The 25,072-nt window shown below is 73.1% G+C and carries 17 protein-coding genes; 4 read left to right on the top strand and 13 right to left on the bottom strand.

Features of this window, described 5'->3' with window-relative positions:
- From L3Q67_RS30550 to L3Q67_RS30490, 13 genes are all read right to left on the bottom strand, one after another.
- The gene (locus L3Q67_RS30550; protein ID WP_499184886.1) at positions 1–1,017 is read right to left on the bottom strand and encodes a 3-deoxy-7-phosphoheptulonate synthase; all 1,017 of its coding nucleotides are present in this window, start codon (positions 1,015–1,017) and stop codon (positions 1–3) included.
- Complete coding sequence (locus L3Q67_RS30545) at positions 1,010–2,416, bottom strand: efflux MFS transporter permease (RefSeq protein WP_499184885.1); 1,407 nt, start codon at positions 2,414–2,416, stop codon at positions 1,010–1,012. Before L3Q67_RS30545 ends, L3Q67_RS30550 begins: the two co-directional genes overlap by 8 nt.
- Positions 2,413–12,564 carry a non-ribosomal peptide synthetase gene (locus L3Q67_RS30540; RefSeq protein ID WP_499184884.1) on the bottom strand — a complete coding sequence of 3,384 codons (10,152 nt, stop codon included), beginning with the start codon at positions 12,562–12,564 and terminating at the stop codon, positions 2,413–2,415. Before L3Q67_RS30540 ends, L3Q67_RS30545 begins: the two co-directional genes overlap by 4 nt.
- A 58-nt stretch (positions 12,565–12,622) precedes the next feature.
- Positions 12,623–13,399: an ABC transporter ATP-binding protein gene (locus L3Q67_RS30535; protein ID WP_499184883.1), complete on the bottom strand. Its 777-nt coding sequence runs from the start codon at positions 13,397–13,399 to the stop codon at positions 12,623–12,625.
- The gene (locus L3Q67_RS30530) at positions 13,396–14,418 is read right to left on the bottom strand and encodes a FecCD family ABC transporter permease (RefSeq protein ID WP_499184882.1); all 1,023 of its coding nucleotides are present in this window, start codon (positions 14,416–14,418) and stop codon (positions 13,396–13,398) included. The genes L3Q67_RS30535 and L3Q67_RS30530 overlap by 4 nt, the downstream gene beginning before the upstream one ends.
- Complete coding sequence (locus tag L3Q67_RS30525; RefSeq protein WP_499184881.1) at positions 14,415–15,416, bottom strand: FecCD family ABC transporter permease; 1,002 nt, start codon at positions 15,414–15,416, stop codon at positions 14,415–14,417. Before L3Q67_RS30525 ends, L3Q67_RS30530 begins: the two co-directional genes overlap by 4 nt.
- On the bottom strand, positions 15,413–16,411 hold the full coding sequence (locus L3Q67_RS30520; RefSeq protein WP_499184880.1) for a TroA family protein: 999 nt from the start codon (positions 16,409–16,411) through the stop codon (positions 15,413–15,415). The genes L3Q67_RS30525 and L3Q67_RS30520 overlap by 4 nt, the downstream gene beginning before the upstream one ends.
- Positions 16,412–16,456: 45 nt before the next feature.
- Positions 16,457–17,332 carry a siderophore-interacting protein gene (locus L3Q67_RS30515; RefSeq protein ID WP_499184879.1) on the bottom strand — a complete coding sequence of 292 codons (876 nt, stop codon included), beginning with the start codon at positions 17,330–17,332 and terminating at the stop codon, positions 16,457–16,459.
- Entirely contained in the window at positions 17,329–17,571 is a 243-nt protein-coding gene (locus L3Q67_RS30510; protein WP_499184878.1) for a phosphopantetheine-binding protein, read from the bottom strand. The genes L3Q67_RS30515 and L3Q67_RS30510 overlap by 4 nt, the downstream gene beginning before the upstream one ends.
- Complete coding sequence (locus L3Q67_RS30505) at positions 17,568–18,236, bottom strand: isochorismatase family protein (protein WP_499184877.1); 669 nt, start codon at positions 18,234–18,236, stop codon at positions 17,568–17,570. Before L3Q67_RS30505 ends, L3Q67_RS30510 begins: the two co-directional genes overlap by 4 nt.
- A gap of 3 nt (positions 18,237–18,239) precedes the next feature.
- On the bottom strand, positions 18,240–19,871 hold the full coding sequence (locus L3Q67_RS30500) for a (2,3-dihydroxybenzoyl)adenylate synthase (protein WP_499184876.1): 1,632 nt from the start codon (positions 19,869–19,871) through the stop codon (positions 18,240–18,242).
- Complete coding sequence (locus tag L3Q67_RS30495; RefSeq protein WP_499184875.1) at positions 19,868–21,055, bottom strand: isochorismate synthase; 1,188 nt, start codon at positions 21,053–21,055, stop codon at positions 19,868–19,870. The genes L3Q67_RS30500 and L3Q67_RS30495 overlap by 4 nt, the downstream gene beginning before the upstream one ends.
- A 119-nt stretch (positions 21,056–21,174) precedes the next feature.
- Entirely contained in the window at positions 21,175–21,948 is a 774-nt protein-coding gene (locus tag L3Q67_RS30490) for a 2,3-dihydro-2,3-dihydroxybenzoate dehydrogenase (protein ID WP_499184874.1), read from the bottom strand.
- A gap of 158 nt (positions 21,949–22,106) precedes the next feature.
- Here L3Q67_RS30490 and L3Q67_RS30485 point away from each other — a divergent pair, with 158 nt between their 5' ends.
- Genes L3Q67_RS30485 through L3Q67_RS30470 form a run of 4 tightly spaced genes read left to right on the top strand, consistent with a single transcriptional unit; the run spans position 22,107 to position 25,068 of the window.
- A complete protein-coding gene (locus L3Q67_RS30485; protein WP_499184873.1) occupies positions 22,107–22,733 on the top strand; it encodes a DUF47 domain-containing protein in 627 nt (208 codons plus the stop codon).
- Complete coding sequence (locus L3Q67_RS30480; protein ID WP_499184872.1) at positions 22,734–23,735, top strand: inorganic phosphate transporter; 1,002 nt, start codon at positions 22,734–22,736, stop codon at positions 23,733–23,735. It abuts the gene before it with no gap.
- Positions 23,736–23,756: 21 nt separating this feature from the next.
- The gene (locus tag L3Q67_RS30475) at positions 23,757–24,737 is read left to right on the top strand and encodes an aldo/keto reductase (RefSeq protein ID WP_499184871.1); all 981 of its coding nucleotides are present in this window, start codon (positions 23,757–23,759) and stop codon (positions 24,735–24,737) included.
- A gap of 1 nt (position 24,738) precedes the next feature.
- Positions 24,739–25,068, top strand: a complete 330-nt coding sequence (locus L3Q67_RS30470; RefSeq protein WP_499184870.1) for a hypothetical protein — start codon at positions 24,739–24,741, stop codon at positions 25,066–25,068.
- Positions 25,069–25,072 lie beyond the last annotated feature (4 nt).

The raw sequence follows: 25,072 nt of genomic DNA, 5'->3' as shown, positions 1-25,072 counted from the left end.
CTAGGAGCCCTGGCGCCGCCGTCGCACGGCGGTGGCCAGGGTCTCCAGCAGCGGCAGGGTGCGGTCCCAGCTCAGGCAGGGATCGGTGACGCTGAGGTCCGGCCGCAGCCGCCCGCCGGTGGCGGGCTGGTTGCCGTCGGAGAGGTAGGACTCGAGCATCACGCCCGCCAGCGCGTTGTTGCCGTCGGCGATCTGGGTGGCCAGGTCGCCGACGACCGCGGGCTGGCGGTGGTGGTCCTTGCCGCTGTTGCCGTGCGAGGCGTCGACCACCACGCGCGGCGGCAGGCCCGCTTCGTGCAAAGTGGACAGTGCGGCGGCCACGCTCGCGGCGTCGAAGTTGGGCACCGGGCCACCGCGCAGCACCAAGTGGGCGGCGGGGTTCCCGGCGCTGCGCAGGGTGGTCAGCCGCCCGTCCGCCGCGACACCGGGGAAGGTGTGCGGCAGCCCGGCGGCGCGGATCGCCTGCACGGCGGTGTCGAGCCGCCCGGAGACGCAGTTCTTCATCCCGACCGGCATCGGCAGCCACGAGGCCAGGTGACGGTGCGGCTGGCTGGCGACCGTGCGAGCGCCGATCGCGGCCCAGCTGACCAGGTCGGCGACGTAGTGCGCGAGAAGCGGGTCGACGAACTCGTACGCCAGCGGCAGCCCGGTGCCCGCCGCGTCGAGCAGGAACGAGCGGCCGAGGCGGATGCCGGTGCCGATGTCGCCCTTGCCGTCCAGGGAGGGGTCGGGCAGCAGCCCGGTCCAGCCCGCCACCGTGCGCGGTTTTTCCAGGTAGGCGCGCAGGACGATGACCAGGTCGTCGGAAAGCCGTTCGGCGGCGTCGGCGAGCAGCCGCGCGTAGTCCAGCGCGGCCGCCGGATCGTGCACCGAGCACGGTCCGGCCACCACCAGCAGGCGGGGATCGCGCCGCGCGAGCACGGCGTCGATGGTGGCGCGGTGCCGGGCGACGGCCTGCGCCAGCGGGCGGGCACCGGTGACTTCGGCGGGCGTGGGCAGGGTGTCCTGATCAGGCATCCTGGGCATCCTTCTTTCGGGGAAGGCGGAGGGCACCGGCCGCGGCGAGAAGCGCCAGGGCGAGCACCCACCAGAAGGTGTCGGCGAAGGCCGCCGGGAGATCGGTTCCGCGGGCGGTCAGGCGGTTTTGCAGCACCACGGCCAGTGCCGCGGTGCCGATCGAGCCGCCGACGGTGTTGAGCAGGTTGAGCGCCCCGGCCGCGCGGGGCAGGTGCGCCGGGGCGATCCGGCGGTAGACCAGGGTCATCACCGGCGCGCCGATCATCGCCGCGCCGAATCCGCGCACCAGCAGGGAAAGCGCGATCACGAAGTCCGGCAGGCCCGGGCCGAGCTGGGTGAACGCGGCGGTGCCCGCGGCGACCAGCGCGATGCCGGTGAGCACCAGCGTGCGTGGCGCCACCGCGTCGACCAGCCGGTTCACCAGCAGCGATCCGGCCAGCGCGCCGGCGCCCTGCGGTGCGAGCAGCAGCCCGGTTTCCCAGGCCGAAAGCCCTTCACCGGTCTGCAGGTACAGCGGGAGCAGGAACATGGTGCCGAACACCGAAGCGCCCAGCACCACCAGCGCCAGCGCCGCGACGCCGAACGGCGGACGGGTGAACAGGCGCGGATCGATCAGCGGGACGCGGCTGGTGCGCAGCCCGTGCAGGACGAAGCCCGCGAGCATCAGCACCCCGGCGGCCACCGCGAGCACCGCCACCACCGTCGGCACCGCCTGCTCGTGACCGATGCCGGTCAGCCCGAACACCAGCACGGCCAGGCCGGGCGAGAGCAGCGCGGCACCGCGGAAGTCGAACGGGACCCGCTCCCCCGCGGGCGGCGCCGCGGGCACGAACCGCCGGGCGAGCACGATCGCCACCAGCCCGATCGGCAGGTTGACGTAGAACAGCCACGGCCAGTCCGCGATGCCCAGGATCGAGCCGCCGAGCAGCGGGCCGAGCACCGGCGACAGCAGCGGGACCACCCCGACGACGCTGATCACCCGCCCGATGCGCTCACGCCCGGCGGCCCGGGCGAGCAGCGCCTGCCCGGTCGGTGGCAGCAGGCCGCCCGCGAGCCCTTGCAGCACGCGGAAGGCGATCAGGCTCGGCAGCGACCACGCCAGCGCGCACAGCAGGGAGCCGAGCAGGAACCCGGCCACCGCGAGCAGCCAGGTCCGGCGGCCGCCGAACCGGTCGGCCAGCCAGCCCGACGCGGGCACCGCGGCGACCACCGCGAGCAGGTAGGCCGTGCTGACCCACTGGATGCCGGTGACCGGCGCGCCGAACTCCTCGGCCAGCGTCGAGACGCCCACCGAGACGATGGTGCTGTCCAGCGTCGCCATGAACGTGCCCAGCACCAGCACGAAGGCGGTCCGCCACAGGGCCGCGCCGACCTCCGGCCGGGATCCCGTCGTGCTCACCACAGCTCCGCCACGTCGGCGTCGAACCGGCCGGGCAGCGCACGCAGCACGCGCACGAGTTCCGCCGCCAGTGCCGCGACCTCGTCCGCTTCGAACACCCCGGCCTGGTAGCCGAGCACGCCGGTCCAGCCGCCTTCCGCGGGCACCACGGTCAGCGTGACCGGGTGGTGCGTCCGCTCGCGGAACCGCGTGCCGGTGACGATCAGGCCCGGCGCGGGTTCGGCCAGCTTCGCCGGATCGACCGGGTAGTTCTCGAACACCACGAGGCTGTCGAACAACCGCGTGCGCCCGGTCAGCCGTGCCAGTTCGGGAAGGCCGGCGTGGTGGTGCTCGACCATCGCCTGCTGGCGGGCCTGGAGGTCGGCCAGCGCGTCGGCGACCTTGCCCTGCCAGCGGGCGCGCACCGGCACCGTCCCGGCCAGCAGCCCGATGATCTCCTCCACGCCCGCCACCTCGGCGGTGCGCCCGGAGACCATCGCGCCGAAGCAGACGTCACGGCGGCCGGAACGGTTCGCCAGCACCGCGGCCCAGGCACCCTGCACCAGCGTGTTGGCGGTGAGCCCGCGCCGCGCGCCCGCCTTCGTCAGCTCCTCGACCACGGAGGCGTCGACTTCGAACAACGCGGGTTCGCCGGCGCCCCGGGTGTCGGGCCGCCCGTGCACGAGGTAGTCGCCCTCGGGCAGGCCGTCGAGTTCGGCACGCCACGCCCGCAGTTCCGCCGCCTCGTCGCGGTTCGCCCGCCACTCGAGGTACCGGGCGAACGGCACGGGCTCCGGCAGCGAAGCCCCGCCGTAGAGGGCGAACAGCTCGGTCAGGATGCGCGGCGCGGACCAGCCGTCGGAGAGCACGTGGTGGCTGGTCAGCACGAACTCGTGGCGCTGCGGGCCGTGCCGGAGCACGGTCAGCCGCAGCGGCGGTCCCGCCGCCAGGTCGAACGGCTCGGCCAGCTCGGCGTCCAGCAACCAGGCCACACTGTCCGAAGAGGACACATCGAGCACGCGGAACCCCGGCCGCGGATCGGCCGGGAGCACCTGCACGTCCAGTCCGGGCGGGAACACCGCGCCCAGGTTCGGGTGCCGCCGGAGCAGTTCCGCCCCGGCGGCCCGCAGCGCGTCCACGTCGAGCGGCCCGGACAGCGAGAACGCCGCCTGCACGGGATAGGTGGCCGCCTCGTCCCGCATCACCCGCTGCATCGGGGTCAGCGGCAGCACGTCGGCCACCGCGTGCTCCGCTTCGAGCGCGTCGATGGCGGACTGGTCCAGCTCGACCAGCGGCAGGTCGGACGGGGTCAGCCCGGCGCCGGCGCGCACCCGCGGATCGCCCGCGATCCGTTCCACCGCTTGGCGCAGGTGCTCGGCGAGGTCCGCGATCTCGGCTTCGGTGAACAACGCCGACGGCCAGGTGAACCGGATGCCCAGTGCTTCGTCGCGGGCGAGCGCATTGATCATCAGCGCGTACGGCAGCGGCAGGTCGCCGCCACCGCCCGAACCGAGCGGATCGGCGTCGGGCGGCGCCTGCCACACCCCCTCGGTCCGGTCCGGGAACCGGCCGAGGTAGTTCCAGCTGATCTCCGGGCCGGCCGCGGGCAGTTCGTCACGCAGGATGCCGTAGCCGAGGCCGTCCCCCGCGGCCCGCAGGTGTTCCTTCACCGACTTCAGCGCCCGCGCGGTGCCGCCGCCGGGCAGCGCGATCCGCGCCGGGTGCACGGCGGTGAACCAGCCGACCGTCTGCGACAGGTCTCCCGTACCGGCTCGGCCGTGGCTTTCCAGCGCGACGACCACCTCCGGCGCGCCTCCACGCCAGGCACCGACCGCCTCGGCGAGCGCGGTCAGCAGCACCGTGTCCGGTGTCGTCCGGTACGCCGACGGCAACGTGGTCAGCACGGCCCGCGTGGTCTCCGGATCGAGTCGGAGCAACCGGTGGACCGCTGTGGCGGCGGTGTCCCTCGCCGGATCCAGCGGCGTTTTCGCCAGCGGCTTGACGGGGGCTTCGATGATTTCCCGCCAGTGCGGCAGTTCCGCACGACGATCCGCGTCCCGCAGTTCCCTTGCCCAGCCCAGGAACGACTGCCCGTGCCGGGCGAGTGGCCCGCCGGTCCGGTGCAGGTGCTCGAGGTCGTCGAGCAGGATCCGCCACGACACCGTGTCGACCACGATGTGGTGCGCGACCAGGGCGAGCCTGCCGAGGCGCTCGGGTCCCGCGTCGATCCAGACCGCACGCAGCAGTGGTCCGGTCCGCAGGTCCATCCGGGCCCTGGCTTCGGCGATGTGCGTGTCGGTCAGCGCACGCAGGTCGCCGGACTCCCCCGCCCGCACGTGTTCGAGCACGTCGGCTCCGGTGACCGCGCCGACTTCGGGGATGCGCAACGCGTCCTCGACCAGGTGCGCGCGGAGCACGTCGTGCCGGGCGAGCACGGCGTCGAAGATCCGCTGCCAGCTCGCCACGTCACCACCGGCGGGCACGCAGACCTCGACCCACTGGCAGAACCCGTCGGCGGCCCCGGGGCTCCGGCGCAGCAGGTCACGCATGATCGGCGTGAGCGGTGCGTCACCGACCGCCGGTGCCTCGGCGGGTTTCCCGGCGGAACCACCACAGCGGGCGGCGATCCCGGCGACCGTCCGGCCCTCGAAGACATCGCGCGCGGTCAGCGTCAAACCCTCGCGCCGGGCCCGCGAAACCACGCGCAGCGACACGATGCTGTCGCCGCCGACATCGAGGAACGCGTCGTCCAGATTGACCTCGTCGGTGCCCAGCACCTCACGGAACACGCGCAGCAGCACCGATTCCGCCTCGGTGGCCGGTTCCCGCGCAGGGGTGACCGCCCTGGCTTCGGGAGCGGGCAGCGCGGCCCGGTCGAGTTTCCCGCTGGGGCCGAGCGGCAGGCGGTCCAGGGTCACCAGCGCCGCGGGCACCATGTGCTCGGGCAGTTCCGCGCCCAGGAACTCGCGCACCTCGGCCGGGTCGGGCTGGGCACCGTCGGCGGGGATGACGTACCCGACGAGCCGCCCTTCGCGGACGATCACCGCGCACGCACGGATCTGCGGGTGCCTGGACAGCGCGGTCTCGATCTCGCCCAGTTCGATCCGGAAGCCGCGGATCTTCACCTGGTGATCGGCGCGGCCGAGGAACACCAGATTGCCGTCCGGCCGCCAGCGCACCAGGTCCCCGGTCCGATACATACGCCCGCCCGTCGCCCGGCCACCACCCCCCACGGAGGCGCTTCGCGCCGCTGAATCCTCTGGGGAACCGTACGGATCCGCCAGGAACCGTTCCGCAGTCAGTCCGGGACGGTTCACATAGCCGCGTGCGAGCTTGGGACCGGCCAGGTACAGCTCGCCGGTGACCCCGACGCCGACCGGCTGCAGGGCGCTGTCGAGCACGTAGGCCCGCACCTCGGGATCCGGGCGGCCGATCGGCAGCGGGCCGGGGTCGTCGCGGTCGTAGTGCCAGGTAACCGAGTTGATCGTCACCTCGGTGGGCCCGTAGGCGTTGAACAGCGCCCGCCGGTCACCCCAGCGCCGTGCCAGTTCCGGGTCGAGGCGTTCGGCGCCGACCACGAAGAACACCTCCGGGTCGACCGTGCGGTCGTCCGGCATGGCGGCCAGGAACGACGGCAGCAGGTTCACCCCGGTCACGCGGTGCTCGACGATGTAGTCCAGCAACTCGTCGCCGGGCACGCGCACCTCGGCGGGCGCGATCACCGAGGTGCCACCGGAGAGCAGCGGCAGCATGAACTGCCAGAACGCCACGTCGAAGCTGGTCGAGGCGAAGTGCAGGTACCGCTCCTGCGCCCCGATCCCGGTGTTGATGCCGACGACGTCCTCCTGCAGCGCCACCAGGCTCGGCACGCCGCGGTGCGGGACGGCCACGCCCTTCGGCTTGCCGGTGGTGCCGGAGGTGTAGATGACGTAGGCGAGCGAGTCCGGCGTCTGGTCCCGGCGCGCGTGCACCGGGTCTTCGTCCCAAGTGGACGGTCCGATCGCCGCCGGGTCCACCACCGGCAGGTCGCCGAACGCGTGCTCGTCGGTGGAGACCATCGCCGCCGGGGCGATGTCGCCGAGCATGTACGCCAGCCGCTCGGCCGGGTAGTCCGGGTCCATCGGCACGTACACCGCGCCCGCCTTGAGCACGCCGAACAACGCGACCACCATCTCGACGTCCCGGTCGAGCAGCACGGCGACCGCGTCCTGCGGGCGCACCCCGCGGTCGATCAGGGCGTGCGCGAGCTGGTTCGCCCGGCGGTCCAGTTCGCGGTAGGACAGGCTCTTGCCGCGGCAGACCACCGCTTCCGCGTCCGGGGTGCGGTCCACCCACACGCCGAACTCCTCGAGGCAGCCGCCGCGGGCACGCCTGGGCGCGTCGCCCTCGCCGAGCCGCAGCATGCGGTCGTGTTCCTCGGCATCGAGCGCCCGCAGCCGTCCCACCGGCCGGTCCGGGTCGCCGACGATCTCGTGCAGCAGGTTCCGCAGCCAGCGGCCATAGGACTGCACGGTCGTCTCGTCGAAGGCGTGCGGCTGGTAACCGAGTCCGAGCACGATCTCGTTTTCGGGGATCACGATGACCGTCAGCGGGTAGTGCGTCGCGTCGGTGATGTCCACGCCCACCAGGTCCAGCCCCGGTGCCAGGGTGGTGCGGTCCCGGCTGGAGAGCGGGAAGTTCTCCATCACCAGCATGGTGTCGAACAGTTCGCCGATCCCGGCCGCGCGCTGGATGTCCGGCAGCCCGGCGTGGTGGTGCTCGGCGAGCCGGACGCTGTCCTCGTGCACCCTGGCGAGCAGCCCGGCCGCGGTCTCGCCCGGCTCGAACCGAACGCGCACCGGGATCGTGGTGCCCAGCTGGCCGATGGTGGTCTCCACCCCGTCGACCTCGGCGGGACGCCCGGAGACCGGGCAGCCGAAGAGCACGTCGTGCCGTCCGGTGAGCTTGCCCAGCAGCACGCCCCAGGCGGTCTGGAACACCGTGGTCGGCGTGACACCCCTGACCCGCGCGAACGCCCGCAGCCGTTCGCTGAACTCTTCACCCAGCCCGATCCGCACCCGTTTCGGCCGATCCACAGTGGACTCGGCACCGGCCGGGGCGAGGTGGGTTCCTTCATCCACTCCGGACAGTGCGTCCCGCCACGTCTCCAGCGCCGCGCCCTGGTCGCGCGAAGCCAGCCAGCGGTGGTACTCGGCGAGCGAAGGCGCGACGGGCGCGGCCGGGCCGCCGCCGAGTTCGGCGTAGGTGGCCAGCAGGGTGCGCCCGACCAGCGGCATCGACCAGCCGTCGAGCAGCGCGTGGTGATTGGTGATGACCAGGCGGTGAACCCCGGAACCCATGGTGCACAACAGGAACCGGATCAGCGGTGGCTCGTTCGGGTCGAACGGGCGCTCCAGTTCGGTCCGGCAGTGCGCGGCGAGGAGGTCCTCGCGGTCGGCCCGCGCCGAGAGGTCTTCGTGCCGCCAGTCCAGGCTGACGTCGGCGGGCACCACCTGGACGACCTCACCGGCGGCGGTGGTGTGCAGGTGGACGCGCAGCGCGGGGTGACGCCGCAGGAGTTCCGCGGCGGCGGCCCGCATCCGCTCCGGGTCCAGTTCGCCTTCGAGCAGGGTTTTCGCCTGCACGACGTAGACATCGGTGTCCTGCTCGCCGCGGACCAGCGTGTGGAACGAAAGCCCGGCCTGCAGCGAGGTCGCGGGCAGCACGTCGGCGACCGGGCCCCGGCGCTCCAGCGCGTCGATGGCGGACTGGTCGAGCTGGACGTACGGCAGGTCCGACGGGGTGAGCCCGCCACGCCCGGCGTGCGCGACCAGGGTCACCAGCGCCGATTCCCAGGCACGCTGCAATTCGGCCACGATCGCGCGCGGCAGCACCCGGCTCGCGGCCGTCCATTCGACGGCCAACCGAGGTTCGTCGCCTTCGTGCACGAAGCAGTTGAGCGCGAGCACCTGTTCCAGTGCCTTCGCCGGTGGTTCGACCACCGAGAACGCGTCCTCCTCGGGCAGGCGCCAGCCCGTGCCCGACGGCGCCGAGAAGCGGCCGAGGTAGTTGAGCAGCACGTCCGGCGGCGGGGTCGCGCCGAACTCCTCACAGGTGAGCGGGTCGAGGTGACGCAGGACGCCGTAGCCGGTGCCGCCGCCGGGCACCGCGCGCTTGGCCTCCTTGACCGCGCGCAGCAGGGTGGCCGGGTCACCGGCGGCGGGCAGGCGCAGCGGGTACTCGCTGGTGAACCAGCCGACCGTGCGGGCGAGGTCGGTCCCGGCCTGCTCGCGGCCGTGGCCCTCCACGGTGACGGTGAGCGAGTCGGTCTCGCGCCACGACCGCAGGGCCAGCACGAGCGCGGTGAGCAGCACTTCGTCGACACCCGCCCGGTAGGCGGCGGGCAGCGTGGTCAGCACCGCTTCGGTGACCTCCGGCGAGGCGATCGTGGTCGACCGCTCGGCGGTGGCGGCGGTGTCGACCGCCTTGTCGAGCGGGCGCGCGCCGAGGCGGAAGTCGTCGAACGTGTGGCGCCAGTGGTCCAGTTCGCCCCGGCGGGCCCCGGTTTCGCCCTCTTCGGCGAGCAGCAGCGCGTGCCGCCGCCACGACGTGCCCACCGGTTCGAGCGTGCCGCCGGTGCAAGCGGCGTGCAGGTCGGGCAGCAGCACCCGCCAGGACACGCCGTCCATCACCAGGTGGTGCACCACGACGACCAGCCGGTCCGGCTCGCCGGCGCCGGTGCGGATCAGGGCCAGGCGTACCAGTTCGCCCGCCTCGGGATCGAGCGCGGCGGCCAGTTCTGCGGCCACCTCGGCGACCTCGGCCGGTCCGTCGAGCTCGGCCACGAGCGGGGTCGCGCTACCGCGAGGGCGCACGACCAACTGTCCACCCGGCTCCACCTTCAAGCGCAGTGCGTCGTGGTGGTCGAGGACCGTGCGGAGGCCGTCGTGCAGCCGGGACAGGTCCAGGTGGTCGTCGAGCCGCAGCGCGGTCCACTGGGCGTAGCCGGCCACCGCGGCGAGATCCGGGTGCGGGGTGAGCAGCGCCCGGACGATCGGCGGCGCGGGGACCGGGCCGGTCGGCTCGTCGGGCACCTGCTCCGGGGTGCCGCCGAGGTCCTGAATGGCGGCGGCCAGCGCGGCGAAACTCCGGCGTGCCAGCAGGTCCCTGGGCCGCAGTTCCAGCCCGCGGGCCCGCAACCGGCTGCTCACGCTGATCGCGGTGATGCTGTCGCCGCCGAGGGCGAAGAAGTCGTCGTCCACGCCGACGCTGTCCGCGCCGACCACCTCGGCGATGGTCTCGCACAGCAGCCGCTCGCGTTCGGTGCTCGGGGCGCGGCCGCTGCTCGTCACGCGTGGGGCGGGCAGGGCGGCGCGGTCGAGCTTGCCGTTGATCGTCACCGGGAGTTCGTCCAGCACCACGACGACCGCGGGCACCAGGTGGTCCGGCAGGCGTTCGGCGAGCGCCGCGCGCACCCGCTCCGGGGTGATCGTGGCACCGGCGGCGGGCACGACGTACCCGATCAGCCGGGACGTGTGCACGGCCGCGGCCGCCGCGCTCACTCCCGGCACCGCACCCAGCGCGGCCTCGGCCTCGCCGAGTTCCACGCGGTGGCCCCGGATCTTGAGCTGACCGTCACGCCGTCCGAGGTATTCGAGCCCGCGCTCCGGAGACCAGCGCGCGAGGTCACCCGTCCGGTACATCCTGGCGCCAGGAGCACCCAGCGGATCCGCGACGAACCGTTCCGCGGTGAGCCCCGGCTGGCCCGCGTACCCGCGTGCCAGGTGCGGGCCGGTCACGTACAACTCACCGGCCGCGCCCTCGGGAACCGGGCGCAAAGCGTTGTCCAGCAGGCAGATCCGCGTGCCGGGCACCGGGAACCCGATGGTCGGCGCGGTACCGGTGATCAGCGCACTCGTACTGTCCACAGTGGTCTCCGTGGGCCCGTACATGTTGCGCGCGGTGACCCCGGACTCGACCACGCGCTGCCACAACGCGGGCGGCGTCGCCTCCCCGCCCAGCACCAGCAGGGTGAGCGGATGACGGGTCAGCAGCCCGCGATCCACCAGCGGGGCGGCCATCGACGGCGTGGTGTCCAGCACGTCGATCCGGTCGCGGACGCAGGCGGCCAGCAGTTCGTCGGCGTCCTTGGTCACCTCGGTGCCGTAGAGGTGCAGTTCGTGGCCGCACAGCAACCACAGCAACTGGTCCAGCGCGGAGTCGAAGGCGAACGAGTAGGTGTGCGCGACGCGCAGCCGCCTGCCCGCGGCCCGTTCCGCGTCGGCGACGGTGGTGTGCCGGTGCCGGTGCACCAGTTCCGCCAGCCCGCCCGCGCGGCAGAGCACGCCCTTCGGCCGTCCCGTGGAGCCGGAGGTGAAGATGACGTAGGCCAGGTCGTCGGGGTGCCTCGGCACGGACAGCGGTTCGCCGGAGAACGAAGCCAGTTCCGGGTCGTCCGGCCGGAGGGAGTCGTCGAACGACTCCTTCGTCACCACGAGCACGGCCCCGGACCCGGCGATCAGTTCACGCAGGCGCTCGGGCGGGTGTTCGGTGTCCAGCGGCAGGAAGGCGGCTCCGGCGTCGAGCACCGCCAGCAACGCCACCACCAGGTCCACCGAGCGCGGCAGCGCGAGCGCGACCACGTCGTCGGTGCCCACTCCCCTGGCACGCAACGCCCTGGCGAGCCGGTGCACACGCGAAACCAGATCGTCCGTGGTCAGCCGTTCGTCGCCGTGAACCAGCGCGGTCTGTCCGGAGTGGACGGTCGTCAGCTCGGCCAGCATCCCGGCCACGTCCAGCGGTTCACCGGGCACCGCGGGGGTGGTCCAGGCGTCGAGCAGTTCCTGCCGCTCGGCCGGTCCGACCAGATCGACCTGGCCGATCCTCGGCTCGTCCGGCCCGGTCAGCGTGGTGAGCAGCGTCCGCAGCGCGGTCAGCTGGCGCTCCACCCCGGCCTGGTCGTGGGTCCGCGCGTCGACCTCGAAGCCCAGCAGCAGGCCGCCGTCGCCGTGCGGGAGCACGCTCAGCCCCATGTCCTCCGGCGGGCCGCCCGCGACGTTGCGCATCACCCCGGTGGCACCGGCGAACTCGATGGCCAGGTCGAACGCCTTGAGGTTGATGCCGCGCCCGTGCAGCAGCGCGCCCGCGCCCGGCACGGCCAGGTCCTGCGGCAGGTTCTCCCCGCGGTAGCGCTGGTGCTTGCGCATCTCACGCAGCGCGCCCGCGATCCGCGCGGTCAGCTCGCCGAGACGGTCCGCGCCACGCACCTCGACCCGCAGCGGCAGCACGTTCACCGCCATGGCCGGGGTCCGCAGCGCCGAACCCGTGCGGCACATCAACGGCATCGCGAACACCACGTCGGTGCGGCCGAGCACGCGGTGCAGGAACGCGGCGTAACCGGCGATCAGCGCCTCGCCCCAGGTGGTGCCCGCGCGTTCGGCGAGCACGCGCAACCTCTCCACGTCGGCCGCCGGGAGCACAGCCCGCGCGGTCACCGTCCGCTCCGGCAGCCCGGTCGCCGTGGTCGCTTCGTCCAGGTCCGGCAGTGGCGTGAAACGGTCACGCCAGTACTGCCGGTCCTGTTCGGCCCGCTCGCTTTCGCGGTAAGCCCGGTCGGCTTCGACCACGTCGGCGAAGCGCCCGAAGGCGGGCGGCGGAGGCGGATCCCCCTGCACCAGCGCGGTGTAGTGCGCGCCGGTGCGGCGGGCGAGCATCGCCGCGGTGTAGCCGTCGAACACCAGGTGGTGACCGAGCTGGGTGAACCACACCCGGCGGTCGCCGAGCCGGAGGACCGTGTGCGAAAACAGCGGGCGCCCGGTCATCTCGCGGCACGCCAGCGCGGCGCGGTGCCGCTCGGCTTCGACGAACGCGTGCGCCGCGGCGACCGGATCGCCTTCCCCGCTGAGGTCCACGATTTCGGGCAGCGGCACGGGTTCGGCCGAGATCGTCTGCCGCGGCCCGTCGGGTGTGTCCAGGACACGCAGCCGCAGGCTCTCGGCCTCCTCGGTGGTGCGGCGGATCGCCTCGGCGATCAGCCGCGCGTCGACCGGCTCCGGCCCGTCCACCTCCACCACGTCGCCGACCAGGTAGTACGGCGAGTCCGGTTCCAGCCGCTGCGCGTTCCAGATGCCCAGCTGGGCGCTGGTCAGCTCGAGGACGGCGGTCTCGGGATCGGCGTGGGCAGTGCTCAACTCGCGCTCCTGGTGGGATTTCGGGGGTGGTCGGGCCGCGCGCGCAACTAGCGGGCTGTCACAGCGCGGGCACCACCATCGGCGTGCCGGTCACCGGATCGGGCACCACGATGCTCGGCAGGTCGAAGACCTCCTTGAGCAGCGCCGCGTCCACGATGTCGGGCGGGGCGCCCTCGGCGACCACGCGGCCGTCCTTCATCGCGATCAGGTGATCGGCGTAGCGGCAGGCCTGGTTGACGTCGTGCAGCACGGCGATCACCGTGCGGCCCTGGTCGCGCAGGCCGGCCAGCAGCGCCAGCAGCTGGTACTGGTGGGCGATGTCGAGGAACGAGGTGGGCTCGTCGAGCAGCAGGTAGGGCGTCTGCTGGGCGAGCACCACGGCCACCCACACCCGCTGCCGCTGCCCGCCGGAGAGCTCCTGCACCGGCCGGTCGGCCAGCCCGGTGACCCCGGCCGCCTCCATCGCCTCGGCGACGGCTTCGGCGTCCTGTTCCGACCAGGTGGAGAACAACGACTGGTGCGGGAAGCGGCCGCGCGCGACCAGCTGCCGCACCCGGATGTCCTCCGGCGCGACCGGGTCCTGCGGCAGGAACCCGAGCGAGCGCGCGAGCGCCTTGGTCGGGTACGAGCCGACTTCGCGGTCGTCGAGCAGCACCTGGCCCTCGGCGGGCTTCAGCAGCCGGACGAAGGCCCGCAGCAGCGTGGACTTGCCGCAGGCGTTGGGCCCGACGATCGCGGTCAGCGCGCCGTCGGGCACGTCGAGGGAAAGCCGGGTCGACACGACCCGGTCCCCGTAGCCGAGGGTCAGATCCCTCGCGGTCAGGCGCGCGGTCACGCTCGCCGCACCTCCTTGGTGAGCAGCCAGATCAGGTAGCAGCCGCCGATCGCGGTGCTGATCACGCCGACGGGCAGCGCGACCGGGGCCAGCAGCATCTGCGCCAGCAGGTCGGCGAGGAGCAGCAGCACGGCACCGGTCAGCGCGGCCGGGAGCAGCGGGACGCCGGGCGCGCGCGCCAGCCGCCTGCCGATCTGCGGCGCGGCCAGCGCGATGAACGCGATCGGCCCGGCCACCGCGGTGACCGTGGCGGTGCAGCCGACGCCGATCAGCACCAGTTGCAGGCGCAGCCGTTCCAGGCCGACGCCGGTGGTGACCGCCATCGAGCTGCCGAGCGAGGCCTGGTGCAGCGACTGCGCACGCAGGGCCAGCACCACCAGCAGCACGAGGATGATCGAGAACGGCAGGCGCAGGTCGTCCCAGCCCACCCCGTTCAGCGAACCGGCGTTCCACCCGACCGCGGCGATGGCGACCTCGAGTTCGGCACGCAGCACGATCCACGAGTTGAACGCGGTCAGCATGGCGTTGATGGCGATACCGATGACCACCAGCCGCAGCCCGGACAGCCCGCCACCGAGGGAAAGCAGGTAGACCGCGGCCGCGGTGACCACCCCGCCGATCACCGAACTGATCGCCAACTGACCCGGCGAGCCGGACAGCACGGTGATCGCCACCAGCGCGCCGGTGTAGGCACCGGCGTCCAGGCCGATCACGTCGGGGCTGCCCAGCGGGTTGCGGGTGATGTTCTGGAAGATCGCCCCCGCCACGCCGAGCGCGACGCCGAAGACGATCGCGGCAAGCACGCGCGGCAGCCGCCAGTCGCGGATGACCACGCTGGCGCCGCCCCTGGCCCCGCTCAACGCGTCGAAAACCTTCGCCGGGCTGGCCCAGTTGGCGCCGTAGCAGAGCCCGAGCAGGCCGAGCCCGGCGATGAGCAGCAGCATCACCGCGGTCAGCACGAGGATCCGGCGGTCGACCCGGAGCGAGACGCGCCCGCGGCGCAGGACGAGCGCGGTCACAGCGGCGCCGCCCCGTACCTGCGGACCGCCCAGATCAGCACCGGGCCGCCGACGAAGGCGGTGACGATGGCGACCGGCACCTCACCGGTCGGCAGCAGCACCCGCGAGCCCATGTCGGAGACCAGCAGCACGATCGGGCCGAGCACCGCGGAGAACGCGGTCAGCCAGGGCACCGAACCGGCGGCCAGGCGGCGCGCCACGTGGGGCACCATCAGCCCGACGAACAGGATCGGCCCGGCGATCGCGGTGGCCGCCCCGGCGAGCAGGGTGATCAGCGCCAGCGCGGCGAAGCGGACCTTCACCACGTTCGCGCCGAGCGTGCGGGCCACCGCCTCGCCGAGCGCGACCGCGTTGAGCTGCTTGCTCACCAGCAGCGCGCCCAGCACGCCCACGCCGATGACCACCAGCGGGAGCAGCAGTGGCGCCTGCTCACGACCGGCCAGCGAGCCGATCGACCAGAAGCGGTACACGTCGAACACCTCGGGGTCCAGCAGCCGCAGGCCCAGCCCGAGCCCGGTGAGCACGAAGGTCAGCGCGGTGCCGGTGAGCACCAGGCGCAGCGGTGAGTGCCTGCCCACCGAGTACACGAGCGCGGAGGCGAGCAGCGCGCCGACCACGGCGAGCCCCAGTTCCCCGGCGGCACCGGAGATCCCGAGCGCGACGCCGACGGTGATCGCAAAGCCCGCGCCCGAGGTCACCCCGAGCACACCGGGCTCGGCCAGCGGGTTGCGGGACAGCGCCTGCACCAGCGCCCCGGACACGCCGAGCGCGGCACCGGCGGCGATCGCCAGCACCGCCCGCGGCAGGCGGACGTCCCGGACGATCAGGTGGTCGGGATTCGTCCCGTCGGCGGCGCCGAACAGCGCCCGCACCACCTCTCCAGGGGCGACGCCGTGTGCCCCGACACCGAGGCTGAGCACCGCCACCACCGCCAGCGCGGCCAGGGCCGCGATGAGCAACCCCGACCGCGTGCCGGATTCGCGGAGGGTGAGCGTCACGGGTTCAGCAGCGGCGCGAAAGCCTCGTCGACCGCGTCGAGCGTCTTCATCGCCGCGCGGTAGGTGGCCGCCTCGGTGTAACGCAGGGGGAACGCCTTGCCCGCCTTGACCGCGGGCAGGTTCTTCCACAGCTCCGAGTCGAGCACGTACTTGACCGGCGGCGGCACCGAGCCGTCGGCGGCGACCGAGTAGGTGATCACGTCGGCCTCGGTGTAGGCCGCGGCCAGCTCCTCGATCGAGGGGTACTCGCTGACGTCCTTCGAGCCGCCGCCCTTGACCTTGACCTGGCCGTAGTAGTTGGCCCCGGCGTCCTGCGCGATGTTGGTGCCCCACGAGCCGTTGAACTCGCGCTGGAAGTTGCCCTTGGCGACCTCGCCGTACGCGCCGACGTGGGCGAGCTTGAGCTGCGGCAGCACTCCGGCGTACTTCTCGGCGATCTTGGCGGCCTTGGCCTGGTACTCGTCGCGGGTGGCGTCGAAGGTGGCCAGCGCGCCGGCGGCGTCGGCCTGCTTGCGGGACAGGTCGCGCCACATCGACGGCACCGACGGGCCGATCGCGACGACCGGCGCGATGGCTTCGAGCCGCTTGACGTCGATGTCGGCCAGCACCGGCTTCGGCACGCCGATCACGATCAGGTCCGGCTCGGCCTGGGCGATGGCCTCGTAGTTGGTCTCGGCCGCCTGCTCACCGGCCACCTTCGCCAGGCCGTCGTACTTCGCGCGGTCCTCCGGGGTCATCAGCGGGAGCCCGCGCTGCCAGGTCGAGATGCCCACCAGCGGCGCGTTCGCCTCCAGCAGCGCGGGCACCGCGTACCCGGTGGCCACCACGCGCTTCGGCGAGACCGGGATGGTGATCTCGCCGTTGTCGGCGGCGAAGACGCGGGTTTCCGCCGCGGCGGCACTGGGTTCCTCGGCTCCACCCGAGCCGCAGCCCGCGGCCACGGCGAGGGCGAGCACCAGCGCGCCGGCGATTCGGGAGGTTCTGGCGATGGACATGTTGTTCCTCGGGGTTGCGGTGTGACAGGGGGAGTTGCTCGGGGATCAGTGGTGTTCGTGCTGGTGGTCGTGCTCGTGCTCGTCGTCGAAGTCGGCGACGCCGCGCTTCCAGTAGCCGGTGATGTCGTGGTCACCGCGGCCGAGCCGCAGTTCGTCACGCACCCAGCGGCGCAGCGGCTTGAGCACGCCCGCCTCACCCGCCAGCCAGACGTAGAGCCGTTCGCCCTCGGGCACGCGGACCGCGCGCACGGCCTTCTCCAGCACGTCGCTGGTCCCGGCGGGCGCGCCACCGCGGTGCAGCCAGTGCACCTCGACGTCCTCCGGCGGGTGCAGCTCGATCTGCTCGCCCTCGCCGGCGACCTCGATGAACGCCCAGCCCGCCGCCGTGCGCGGCAGTTCTTCGAGCCACCGGGCGATGGCGGGCAGCGCGGTGAGGTCACCGGCGAGCAGGTAGCGGTCGTAGTTGTGCGGCACGATCAGCCCGCCGGGCGGACCGGCCACGTGCGCGACGTCGCCCGGGCGCACCGACCGGGCCCAGTCCGCGCCCAGTCCCCCGTCGTGGAGCGCGACATCGAGGTCGAGCTCACCGGTGACCGGGTCGTAGCGGCGGACGGTGTACTCACGCGAGGTCGGCGACGGCCGGGGCCAGCGCAGCATGTCGCCGTCGGGCTCCGGCAGCCGCAGCGTGCCGTCCGCCTCCGGGAAGATCAGCTTCACGTGCTCGTCGGGTGAGTGCGCCTCGAACCCGGCGGTCCCGGGACCACCGAGGGTGACCCGGATCAGCCCGGCGCCGACCTCGCTGGTGCGCAGCACCTCGGCCTTGCGGATGCGGATCGGGTACGGCACCTTCTCCGCGGTCGTGCCCGCGCGGACCTCGGCGATCCGCTCGCGGTACCGGCGCCGTTGCTCCGCGCGGTTCACGCGCGCTCCCCGGCCAGCACGGCCGTCCAGTGCCCCAGCTGCGGCTGCTCGGCCAGGTCGGCGAACTCCAGGCCGGTCGCGCCCGCCGCGCGCCAGCGCTCGATCAGGCCCATGATCCGGATCGAGTCGAGGCCGAGGTCGAGCAGATCGGCGTCGGGGGTCAGTTCGGCCTCGTCGCAGCCGATCAGGCCGGCCACGTCGGCGCGGATCTGCTCGGCGGTCAAACCGGTGGTGCTCATCGTCGGGCTCCAGCGGGGATCGGCGCCGACAGCGCGGACAGCGCGCCGGCGGTGGTGGTGACGACGCCGCAGCGCTGCGCGACGTACTCGCAGGCCTGGTCGTGGAACTCGCGGGAGAAGTCCGCGACCGCGTCGGCGACGAAGAACGGCCGGACGTCGCGCATGAACGCCTCGACCGCGGTGGCCTGGCAGCCGATGTGCGCGTACACGCCGGTGATCAGCAGCTGGTCGCGGCCGAGCCCGGCGAGCTGCTCGGTGAAGGTGCTGCGCTGGAAGGCGCTGTAGCGCCACTTGGTCAGCACGGTGTCCGACGGCGCCGGGGCCAGCTCGTCGACGATGTCCGCGGCCCGCGGGTCGTCGTCGATGACCGCGCTGATGCCGTCACCCCAGAACTCGGTCAGCAGCCCCCGGTCGGCCGCGGCCTGGCGGCCCGGCTGCGCGGTGTAGAACACCGGCACGCCCGCCTGCCGCGCCGCCGTGACGAGCGCGGCGATGTTGGCGACCATCTCCGGGATCGGCGCACCTTCGTACGGCGCCAGGAAGTACCGCTGCGCGTCGTGCACCAGCAGCGCCGCCCTGGCCGGGTCGGGCCGCCAGTCGACGCGGCCGGACGGCAGCTCGGCCGCGGTGGGCAGCGGGTAGGGATCGATCTTCGGCAGGGACACGCTTCACCCTTTCGCGACGGCGGCCAGTGCCGCCCGCAGTTCGCGCTTGCTGGTTTTGCCCACCCCGGTCACCGGGAAGGCCTCGACCACCTGGACCAGGTCGGGCACCTTGAACGCGGCGACCCCGCGCTCGCGCACGAACCGGCGCAGTTGCGCACCGGTCGGCGCGCCGCCGGCGACCGGCACCACGTAGGCGCAGGTCCGCTCGCCCAGGTACTCGTCCGGTACGGCGACCACGGCCGCGTCGAGCACGTCCGGGTGGGCCATCAGGTGGTTCTCCACCTCTTCGGCGGCCACCTTCTCCCCGCCCCGGTTGATCTGTTCCTTGGCCCGGCCGACCACCTCGAGGTGCCCGGTCGGCGTCCGCCGGACCAGGTCGCCGGTGCGGTAGAAGCCGTCGGCGGTGAACGCGGTGGCGTTGTGCTCCTGGGCCCGGAAGTAACCGCGGATGGTGTACGGCCCGCGGGTCAGCAGCGCGCCGATCTCGCCTTCGGGCACCACGTCCGCCGACGTCGCCGCCGGGTCGCCCGGATCCACCACGCGGATCTCGTCGTCGAGCGAGATCGGGCGCCCCTGCGTGCCGAGCACGATCTCCTCGGGGTCGTCGAGCCGCGTGTAGCAGACCAGGCCCTCGGCCATGCCGAACACCTGTTGCAGGCGGCAACCCAGCGCGGGCCCGATCCGCTCGGCGAGTTCACGGCCGCACTTGGCGCCCCCGACCAGCAGGACGTCCAAAGTGGACAGATCGCGGGTGGTGCGCGCGGCGGCCTGCACCCAGGCGGCGGCCAGTGGCGGCACCACCCCGGTGATGGTCACGCCTTCGGACTCGATCAGCCGGAACGCGGTGTCCGCGTCCGGGCGCGGGGCGAGCACGCTGGCCGCGCCCGCGTGCAGCGCGCCGAGCACGCCCGGCGAGCTGAGCGGGTAGTTGTGTGCCACCGGAAGTGCCGCCAGGTACACGCTTTCCGGGCGCAGCGCGCAGATCCGCGCGCTCTCGCGGACGCTGTAGAGGTAGTCGTCGTGCGTCCGCGGGATCAGCTTCGGCAGCCCGGTGCTCCCGCCGGACAGTTGCAGGAACGCCACCCCGGCCGGATCGGGGTCCGGCAGTTCGCGCGGCGCGGTCGCGGCGAGGTCGGTGAACTCCGGCGACCCGACGACCAGCACGTCCCGCACCGAATCCACGTCGGCGGCGACGGTCCGTGCGGTGGCGGCGTGGTCGTGCCGCTCGTGCTCGCCCACGGTCAGGATCGCCACGGCCTCGCTCTGCGCGGCGAAGTGCCGCAGTTCGCTGTCGCGGTGGGCGGGCAGCGCGAACACCGGCCACGCCCCGGCCCGCCACAGCCCGAACACCACCGGCAGGAACTCCGGGACGTTCGGCAGCTGCACCACCACGCGGTCGCCCGCGCGGACCCCGGAATCGGCCAGGCCCGCGGCGATCCGGTGCGCCCGTTCGTCGAGTTCGGCGAAGGTCCAGCGCGAGGTTTCGCCGTCGCGCTCCCCCACCACGGCCGTGCGCCCGGCGTAGGCCTCGGCCACCGAAGTCAGCAGCGAGCCGAAGGTCTGGCCGCGCCAGTACCCGGCGGCGCGGTAGTGCGCGGCGGTTTCCGGCGGCCAGGCCACGTGGTCGGCGCTCATGCCGCCCCCTCCAGGCCGAGCGCGCGCAGCAGGGTGCGGAACTTGGCGCTCGTCTCGGCGAGTTCGGCGGCCGGGTCCGAACCGGCGACCACCCCGGCACCGGCGAACAGCCGGACCGTGCGGTCGCACACCTCGGCGCTGCGGATGGTGACCACCCACTCCCCGTCGCCGTGCAGGTCGGTCCAGCCGATGAGCCCCGAGTAGTAGCCGCGGTCCTCGGGCTCCAGTTCGGCGATCGTGTCGCGGGCGCGTTCGACCGGCACCCCGCAGACGGCGGGCGTCGGGTGCAGCGCTTCGGCCAGTGCCAGCGAGGAGATGGCGGGGTCGGCGATCCGCCCGCTGATGCGGGTCGAGAGGTGCCACATGGTCGGCGTGCCGATCACCGACGGCTCTTCCGGCACGTCCAGTCCGGCGCAGAACCCGGTCAGCACGTCGGCGACCTGCGCGGCCACGTGGGCGTGCTCCGCACGGTCCTTCGCCGACGCCAGCAGCGTCTCGATCCGGCGGCGGTTCTCCGCTTCGTCTGCGACGCGCGGCAGGGATCCGGCCAGCGGGTTCGCCACCACCGTCGAGCCGTGGCGCGACACCAGCAGTTCCGGGCTCGCGCCGACCAGCGTGCGCGGCGCGGGGTCCCCCGGGGCGCTCACGTCGGCGGCGAACACGTGCGCGGCCGGGTCCGCCCGCACCAGCCTCGCCAGCAGCGCGGGCACCGAGACCGGGGTGCCCGAGGTCAGTTCCAGGCACCGGGCGAGCACGACCTTGCCCAGTTCCCCGTCGCCGATCAGCTCCAGCGCGCGGCGCACGCTCGCCGCGTAGGTTTCCGGCTCCGGCTTCGGCGTGATGGACCACGAGGTGCCGTCGAGCGCGCCCGCCGGCCCCTCCCGGCCAGGTCGGCCTGCCCGGCGCACCACCGCGGGCACGACCAGGCTCGCCTCCGAGTCAGGCCGGAAGCCGATCGCCCCGACCACGACCGGTTCCTCGACCCCCGCCACATCCGCGGCGACGAGCGCCTCCGCCGCGGCCCGCGCCCGCTGCCCGTGCCCGGCCTGCACGGCCGTGTGCACCCCGTCCGCCAGCAGCGACCCCCGGCCCGAGGAGAAGTAGAACGAACCCGGCAGGTAGGCGGCCAGCAGATCGGCCGCCCGGTGCACCGGACGCGGTCGCGCCAGAGCAGGTGAGGACACTGGTCATTCCCTTTCGCAAAGCCAACTCGGCGGTGGTGACCGCTCGCCGCAGACTGTCGTTATTTGGAAAGCCTAACCTAAGATTTATCTCAGTGGAAGACGTGCGGTGGTCACGGAGATCACGCACGCAGTGTCGCTCCGCCATCGACGTAGAGGTTCTGCATGGTGATGTGCCGGGCCCTGGCCGAGACGAGGAACAGCACCGCGTCGGCGATGTCGGCCGGATCGGCGATGCGCCCCAGCGGGATCCCCGCACGGAACTGCTCCGGGTCACCCGCGATCACCCGCGCCGCCCCGTTTTCGTCCGTCCACAACAGACGCTGCATGTCGGTGTCGGTGGAGCCGGGCGAAACCACGTTGCAGCGGATGCCGGAGCCTGCCAGTTCGAGCCCGAGGCAGCGGGTCAGCATGGTGGCCGCGGCCTTGGAGGCGGCGTAGGCGGCCATCCCCATCCGCGGCACCCCGGCGGCGTTGGACCCGACGGTCACCAGCGCGCCTTCGCCCCGCGGCACCATCCGCCGGGAGATCTCCCGCAGCAGGGTGAACACGCCGGTGGTGTTGACCGCGAAGGTCGCGGCCCAGTCCTCGTCGCTGGTCTCGCACACCGAACCCGGCCGCAGGATCCCGGCCACCGGAACGCCGATGGTGATCGGCCCGAGTTCACGCTCGACCCGCTCGACCACGTCGGCGACCGCGGCGGAATCGGTGACGTCGAGGGTGAACGGCACGATCCGCCCGTCCGTCCCGGCGGCGACCCCGGCCAGTCCCCCGGCGTCGAGGTCGAGTGCGGCGACCGTCGCTCCCGCCGAGGCCAGCGCCCCGGCGACCGCCGCCCCGATCCCCCGGCCCGCCCCGGTGACCACCGCGACGCCGCCGCGGATACCGTCCTCCACCGGAACTCCTCTCACCGACCCGCTTGCTTAGGCTGCCCTAACCTAACGGTTTCCTGTCGGTAATGAAGCACCCAGTCCGGTGATCTGGCTCACCGGCGAGGGCGGCGGCACGCGGGCCGGGCGGTTTCCACGCTCGCCGCCGGGGGTAAACGGTGATCATGCGCCTGCGACTTCGGCCGAAGCAGCCCGAGTTGTTCGAGTTCTACATCCGGGCTGCCCGCAACACCGCCAGAGCCGCCGGAGCCATGGCCGACCTGGGCACACCGGGGCTGGACGCCGAGGCGCTGAGCACCAAGCTCGTCGACATCGAGCACGAGAACGACGAACTCACCCACGAGCTGTACAACAAGCTCAACTCCTCGTTCATCACCCCGTTCGACCGCGACGACATGTACCGGCTCGGCGCCCGCCTCGACGACGTGATCGACCACCTCGAAGGCGCCGCCACGCTGGCCCACCTCTACTGCGCCTTCGACGACCAGCGCCCGCCGCCGGAGATGTGCGAGCAGCTCGAGGTGCTGCGCGAACTCGGCGACCTGGCGGCACGCGCGTTCGAGGACTTCGCCGCCAAGAACGACCTCAAGTACTACTGGGTCGGCTCGAACGAACTGGAGAACCGGGCCGACCGGATCTACCGCCACCTGCTCGTCCGCCTGTTCAGCGGCGAGTACGACGCGCTGACCGTGCTGAAGCTCAAGGAGATCGGCGACGCGCTGGAGGAGGCCGCGGACGCCTTCGAACAGGTGGCCAACACCGTCGAGGCGATCACGGTCAAGGAGTCCTGAGTGGACGCCGAACTGGTGGCGGTCATCGCCGCCATCACGCTGACGGTCGGGTTCAGCTACACCAACGGTTTCCACGACGCGGCCAACGCCATCGCCACCTCGGTCTCGACGCGCGCGCTGAGCATCCGGGCCGCGCTGGCGCTGGCCGCGGTGGGCAACCTGGTCGGCTCGTTCTTCGGCGCCAAGGTGGCCAAGACCGTCGGCGCCGGGATCGTCCAGCTGCCGCCGGGGGTCACCGCGCTGACCGTGGTCTGCTGCGGACTGCTCGGCGCGATCGGCTGGAACCTGGTGACCTGGTACTTCGGCCTGCCCTCGAGCTCGTCGCACGCGCTGGTCGGCGGGCTGGTCGGGGCCACCCTGCCCGCGGCGGGCGTGGTGCTGTGGGGCGGCATCGTCGAGGACGTGGTGCTGCCGATGCTGATCTCCCCGTTGCTCGGCTTCGCGCTGGGTTACCTGCTGATGCTGGCGGTGCTGTGGATCTTCCGGCGCGGGCACCCGAAGAAGCTCAACCGCGGCTTCCGCGTCGCGCAGACCTGTTCGGCCGCGGCGATGGCGGTCGGGCACGGCATGCAGGACGCGGCGAAGTCGATGGGCATCGTGGTGCTGGCGCTGGTCGCCGGTGGCTACCAGACCGACTGGGAGATCCCCGTCTGGGTGTACTTCCTGATCAGCGCGGTGCTCGCGGCGGGGACCTACTCCGGCGGGCGGCGGATCATCGCCACCCTGGGCCGCAAGGTGATCGACCTGCGCCCGCCCGAGGGCTTCGCCTCCGAGGCGACCGCCAGTTCGGTGCTGTACGTGGCCGCGCTCGGCTTCGGCGCGCCGATCTCCACCACGCACACCATCACCTCGGCGATCATGGGCGCCGGGGCCACCCGCCGGTTCTCCGCCGTCCGCTGGGGCACCGCGGGCAACATCATCGGCGGCTGGGTGCTCACCTTCCCCGCCGCGGGACTGGTCGCCGCGTTGTTCTCCTGGCCACTGGTCGCGGCCACCACCTGAGGCCGGTGCCAGAATCGCGGCATGGAAACTCGCGAAGTGAAGCGGCTCGGCCGGGGCGTCGGCGCGATCGGGCTGGGGTGCTGGCAGCTCGGAGCCGACTGGGGCGAGATCGGCGAGGACGACGCGCTGGCCGTGCTCCGGACCGCGGCCGAGGAGGGCGTCACCTTCTTCGACACCGCCGACGTCTACGGCGACGGGCGCAGCGAGCAGCTCGTCGGCCGGTTCCGCGCCGAGCACGCCGGTGAGGTGTTCGTGGCCACCAAGATGGGCCGCCGCGTCGAGCAGGTGCCGGAGAACTACACGGCCGCGAACTTCGCGGCGTGGACCGACCGGTCCCGGCGCAACCTCGGCATGGACACCCTCGACCTGGTCCAGCTGCACTGCCCGCCCACCCCGGTCTATTCGAGCGACGCCGTCTTCGACGCGCTCGACGACCTGGTCGAGAAGGGCCGGATCGCTCGCTACGGCGTCAGCGTGGAGACCTGCGAGGAGGCGCTGACCGCGCTGGCCAGGCCGAACGTCGCCTCGGTCCAGATCATCCTGAACTGCCTGCGCCTCAAGCCGCTGGAGCGGGTGCTGCCCGCCGCCGCCGAGGCCGGTGCCGCGATCATCGTCCGGGTCCCGCTCGCCTCGGGCCTGCTGTCGGGCAAGTACACGAAGGACACCACCTTCGCCGCCGACGACCACCGGAACTTCAACCGCCACGGCGAGGCGTTCGACGTCGGCGAGACCTTCGCCGGGGTGCCCTACGAGGTCGGCCTCGAAGCCGTCGACCGGTTGCGCGCGGTGGTCCCCCAGGGCCGGACGCTCGCCCAGTTCGCCCTGCGCTGGATCCTCGACCAGCCCGGCGTGACCACGGTCATCCCCGGCGCCAGGAACCCGGAACAGGCCCGCGCGAACACCGCCGCGACGGCTCTGCCCACTGTGGACGGTGACGCGGCGGCCACCGTCCGCGCGGTCTACGACGAGCTGATCCGCCCGCTGGTGCACGACAAGTGGTGACGTGCCCGAATCCGGGCACGGGATTTGGGGCAGCCCCCGCGCCGGTGCCATGCTGACCGGCGTGGGGGACGAAGTACCGGAGGACCTGCTGCGCCACGTGGTCAGGACCAGCGGTCTGCCGTCCGCCATCGCCAGGCGCGTGGTCTCCGACGTGATGGGTTATTTCGTCGAGACACCGGAGGAGTACGTGCGCCGGCGCCATGCCGAGCTGCGTGCCCGGCAGCTCCCGAACGCCCGCATCTGGCCGTTGCTGCGCGAAGAACTCGCGGTGCGCCCGGTCGCGGCGCCGGAGCTGTCGGAACGGCAGCTCCGGCGCATCGTCTACGGCTGAAGGA

Origin of the sequence: Saccharothrix sp. AJ9571 (genome assembly GCF_021725495.1) — a bacterium.
GTDB lineage: Bacteria > Actinomycetota > Actinomycetes > Mycobacteriales > Pseudonocardiaceae > Amycolatopsis > Amycolatopsis magusensis.
The sequence above is the reverse complement of the archived record's forward strand: the minus strand, read 5'-3'. Positions and strand labels throughout refer to the sequence as shown.

Excerpts from the sequence above, each read along its gene's own strand:
- L3Q67_RS30550 (WP_499184886.1), bottom strand. The coding sequence starts at position 1,017 with ATGCCTGATCAGGACACCCTGCCCACGCCCGCCGAAGTCACCGGTGCC.
- L3Q67_RS30520 (WP_499184880.1), bottom strand. The coding sequence starts at position 16,411 with ATGTCCATCGCCAGAACCTCCCGAATCGCCGGCGCGCTGGTGCTCGCC.
- L3Q67_RS30510 (WP_499184878.1), bottom strand. The coding sequence starts at position 17,571 with ATGAGCACCACCGGTTTGACCGCCGAGCAGATCCGCGCCGACGTGGCC.
- L3Q67_RS30500 (WP_499184876.1), bottom strand. The coding sequence starts at position 19,871 with ATGAGCGCCGACCACGTGGCCTGGCCGCCGGAAACCGCCGCGCACTAC.
- L3Q67_RS30485 (WP_499184873.1), top strand. The coding sequence starts at position 22,107 with ATGCGCCTGCGACTTCGGCCGAAGCAGCCCGAGTTGTTCGAGTTCTAC.
- L3Q67_RS30475 (WP_499184871.1), top strand. The coding sequence starts at position 23,757 with ATGGAAACTCGCGAAGTGAAGCGGCTCGGCCGGGGCGTCGGCGCGATC.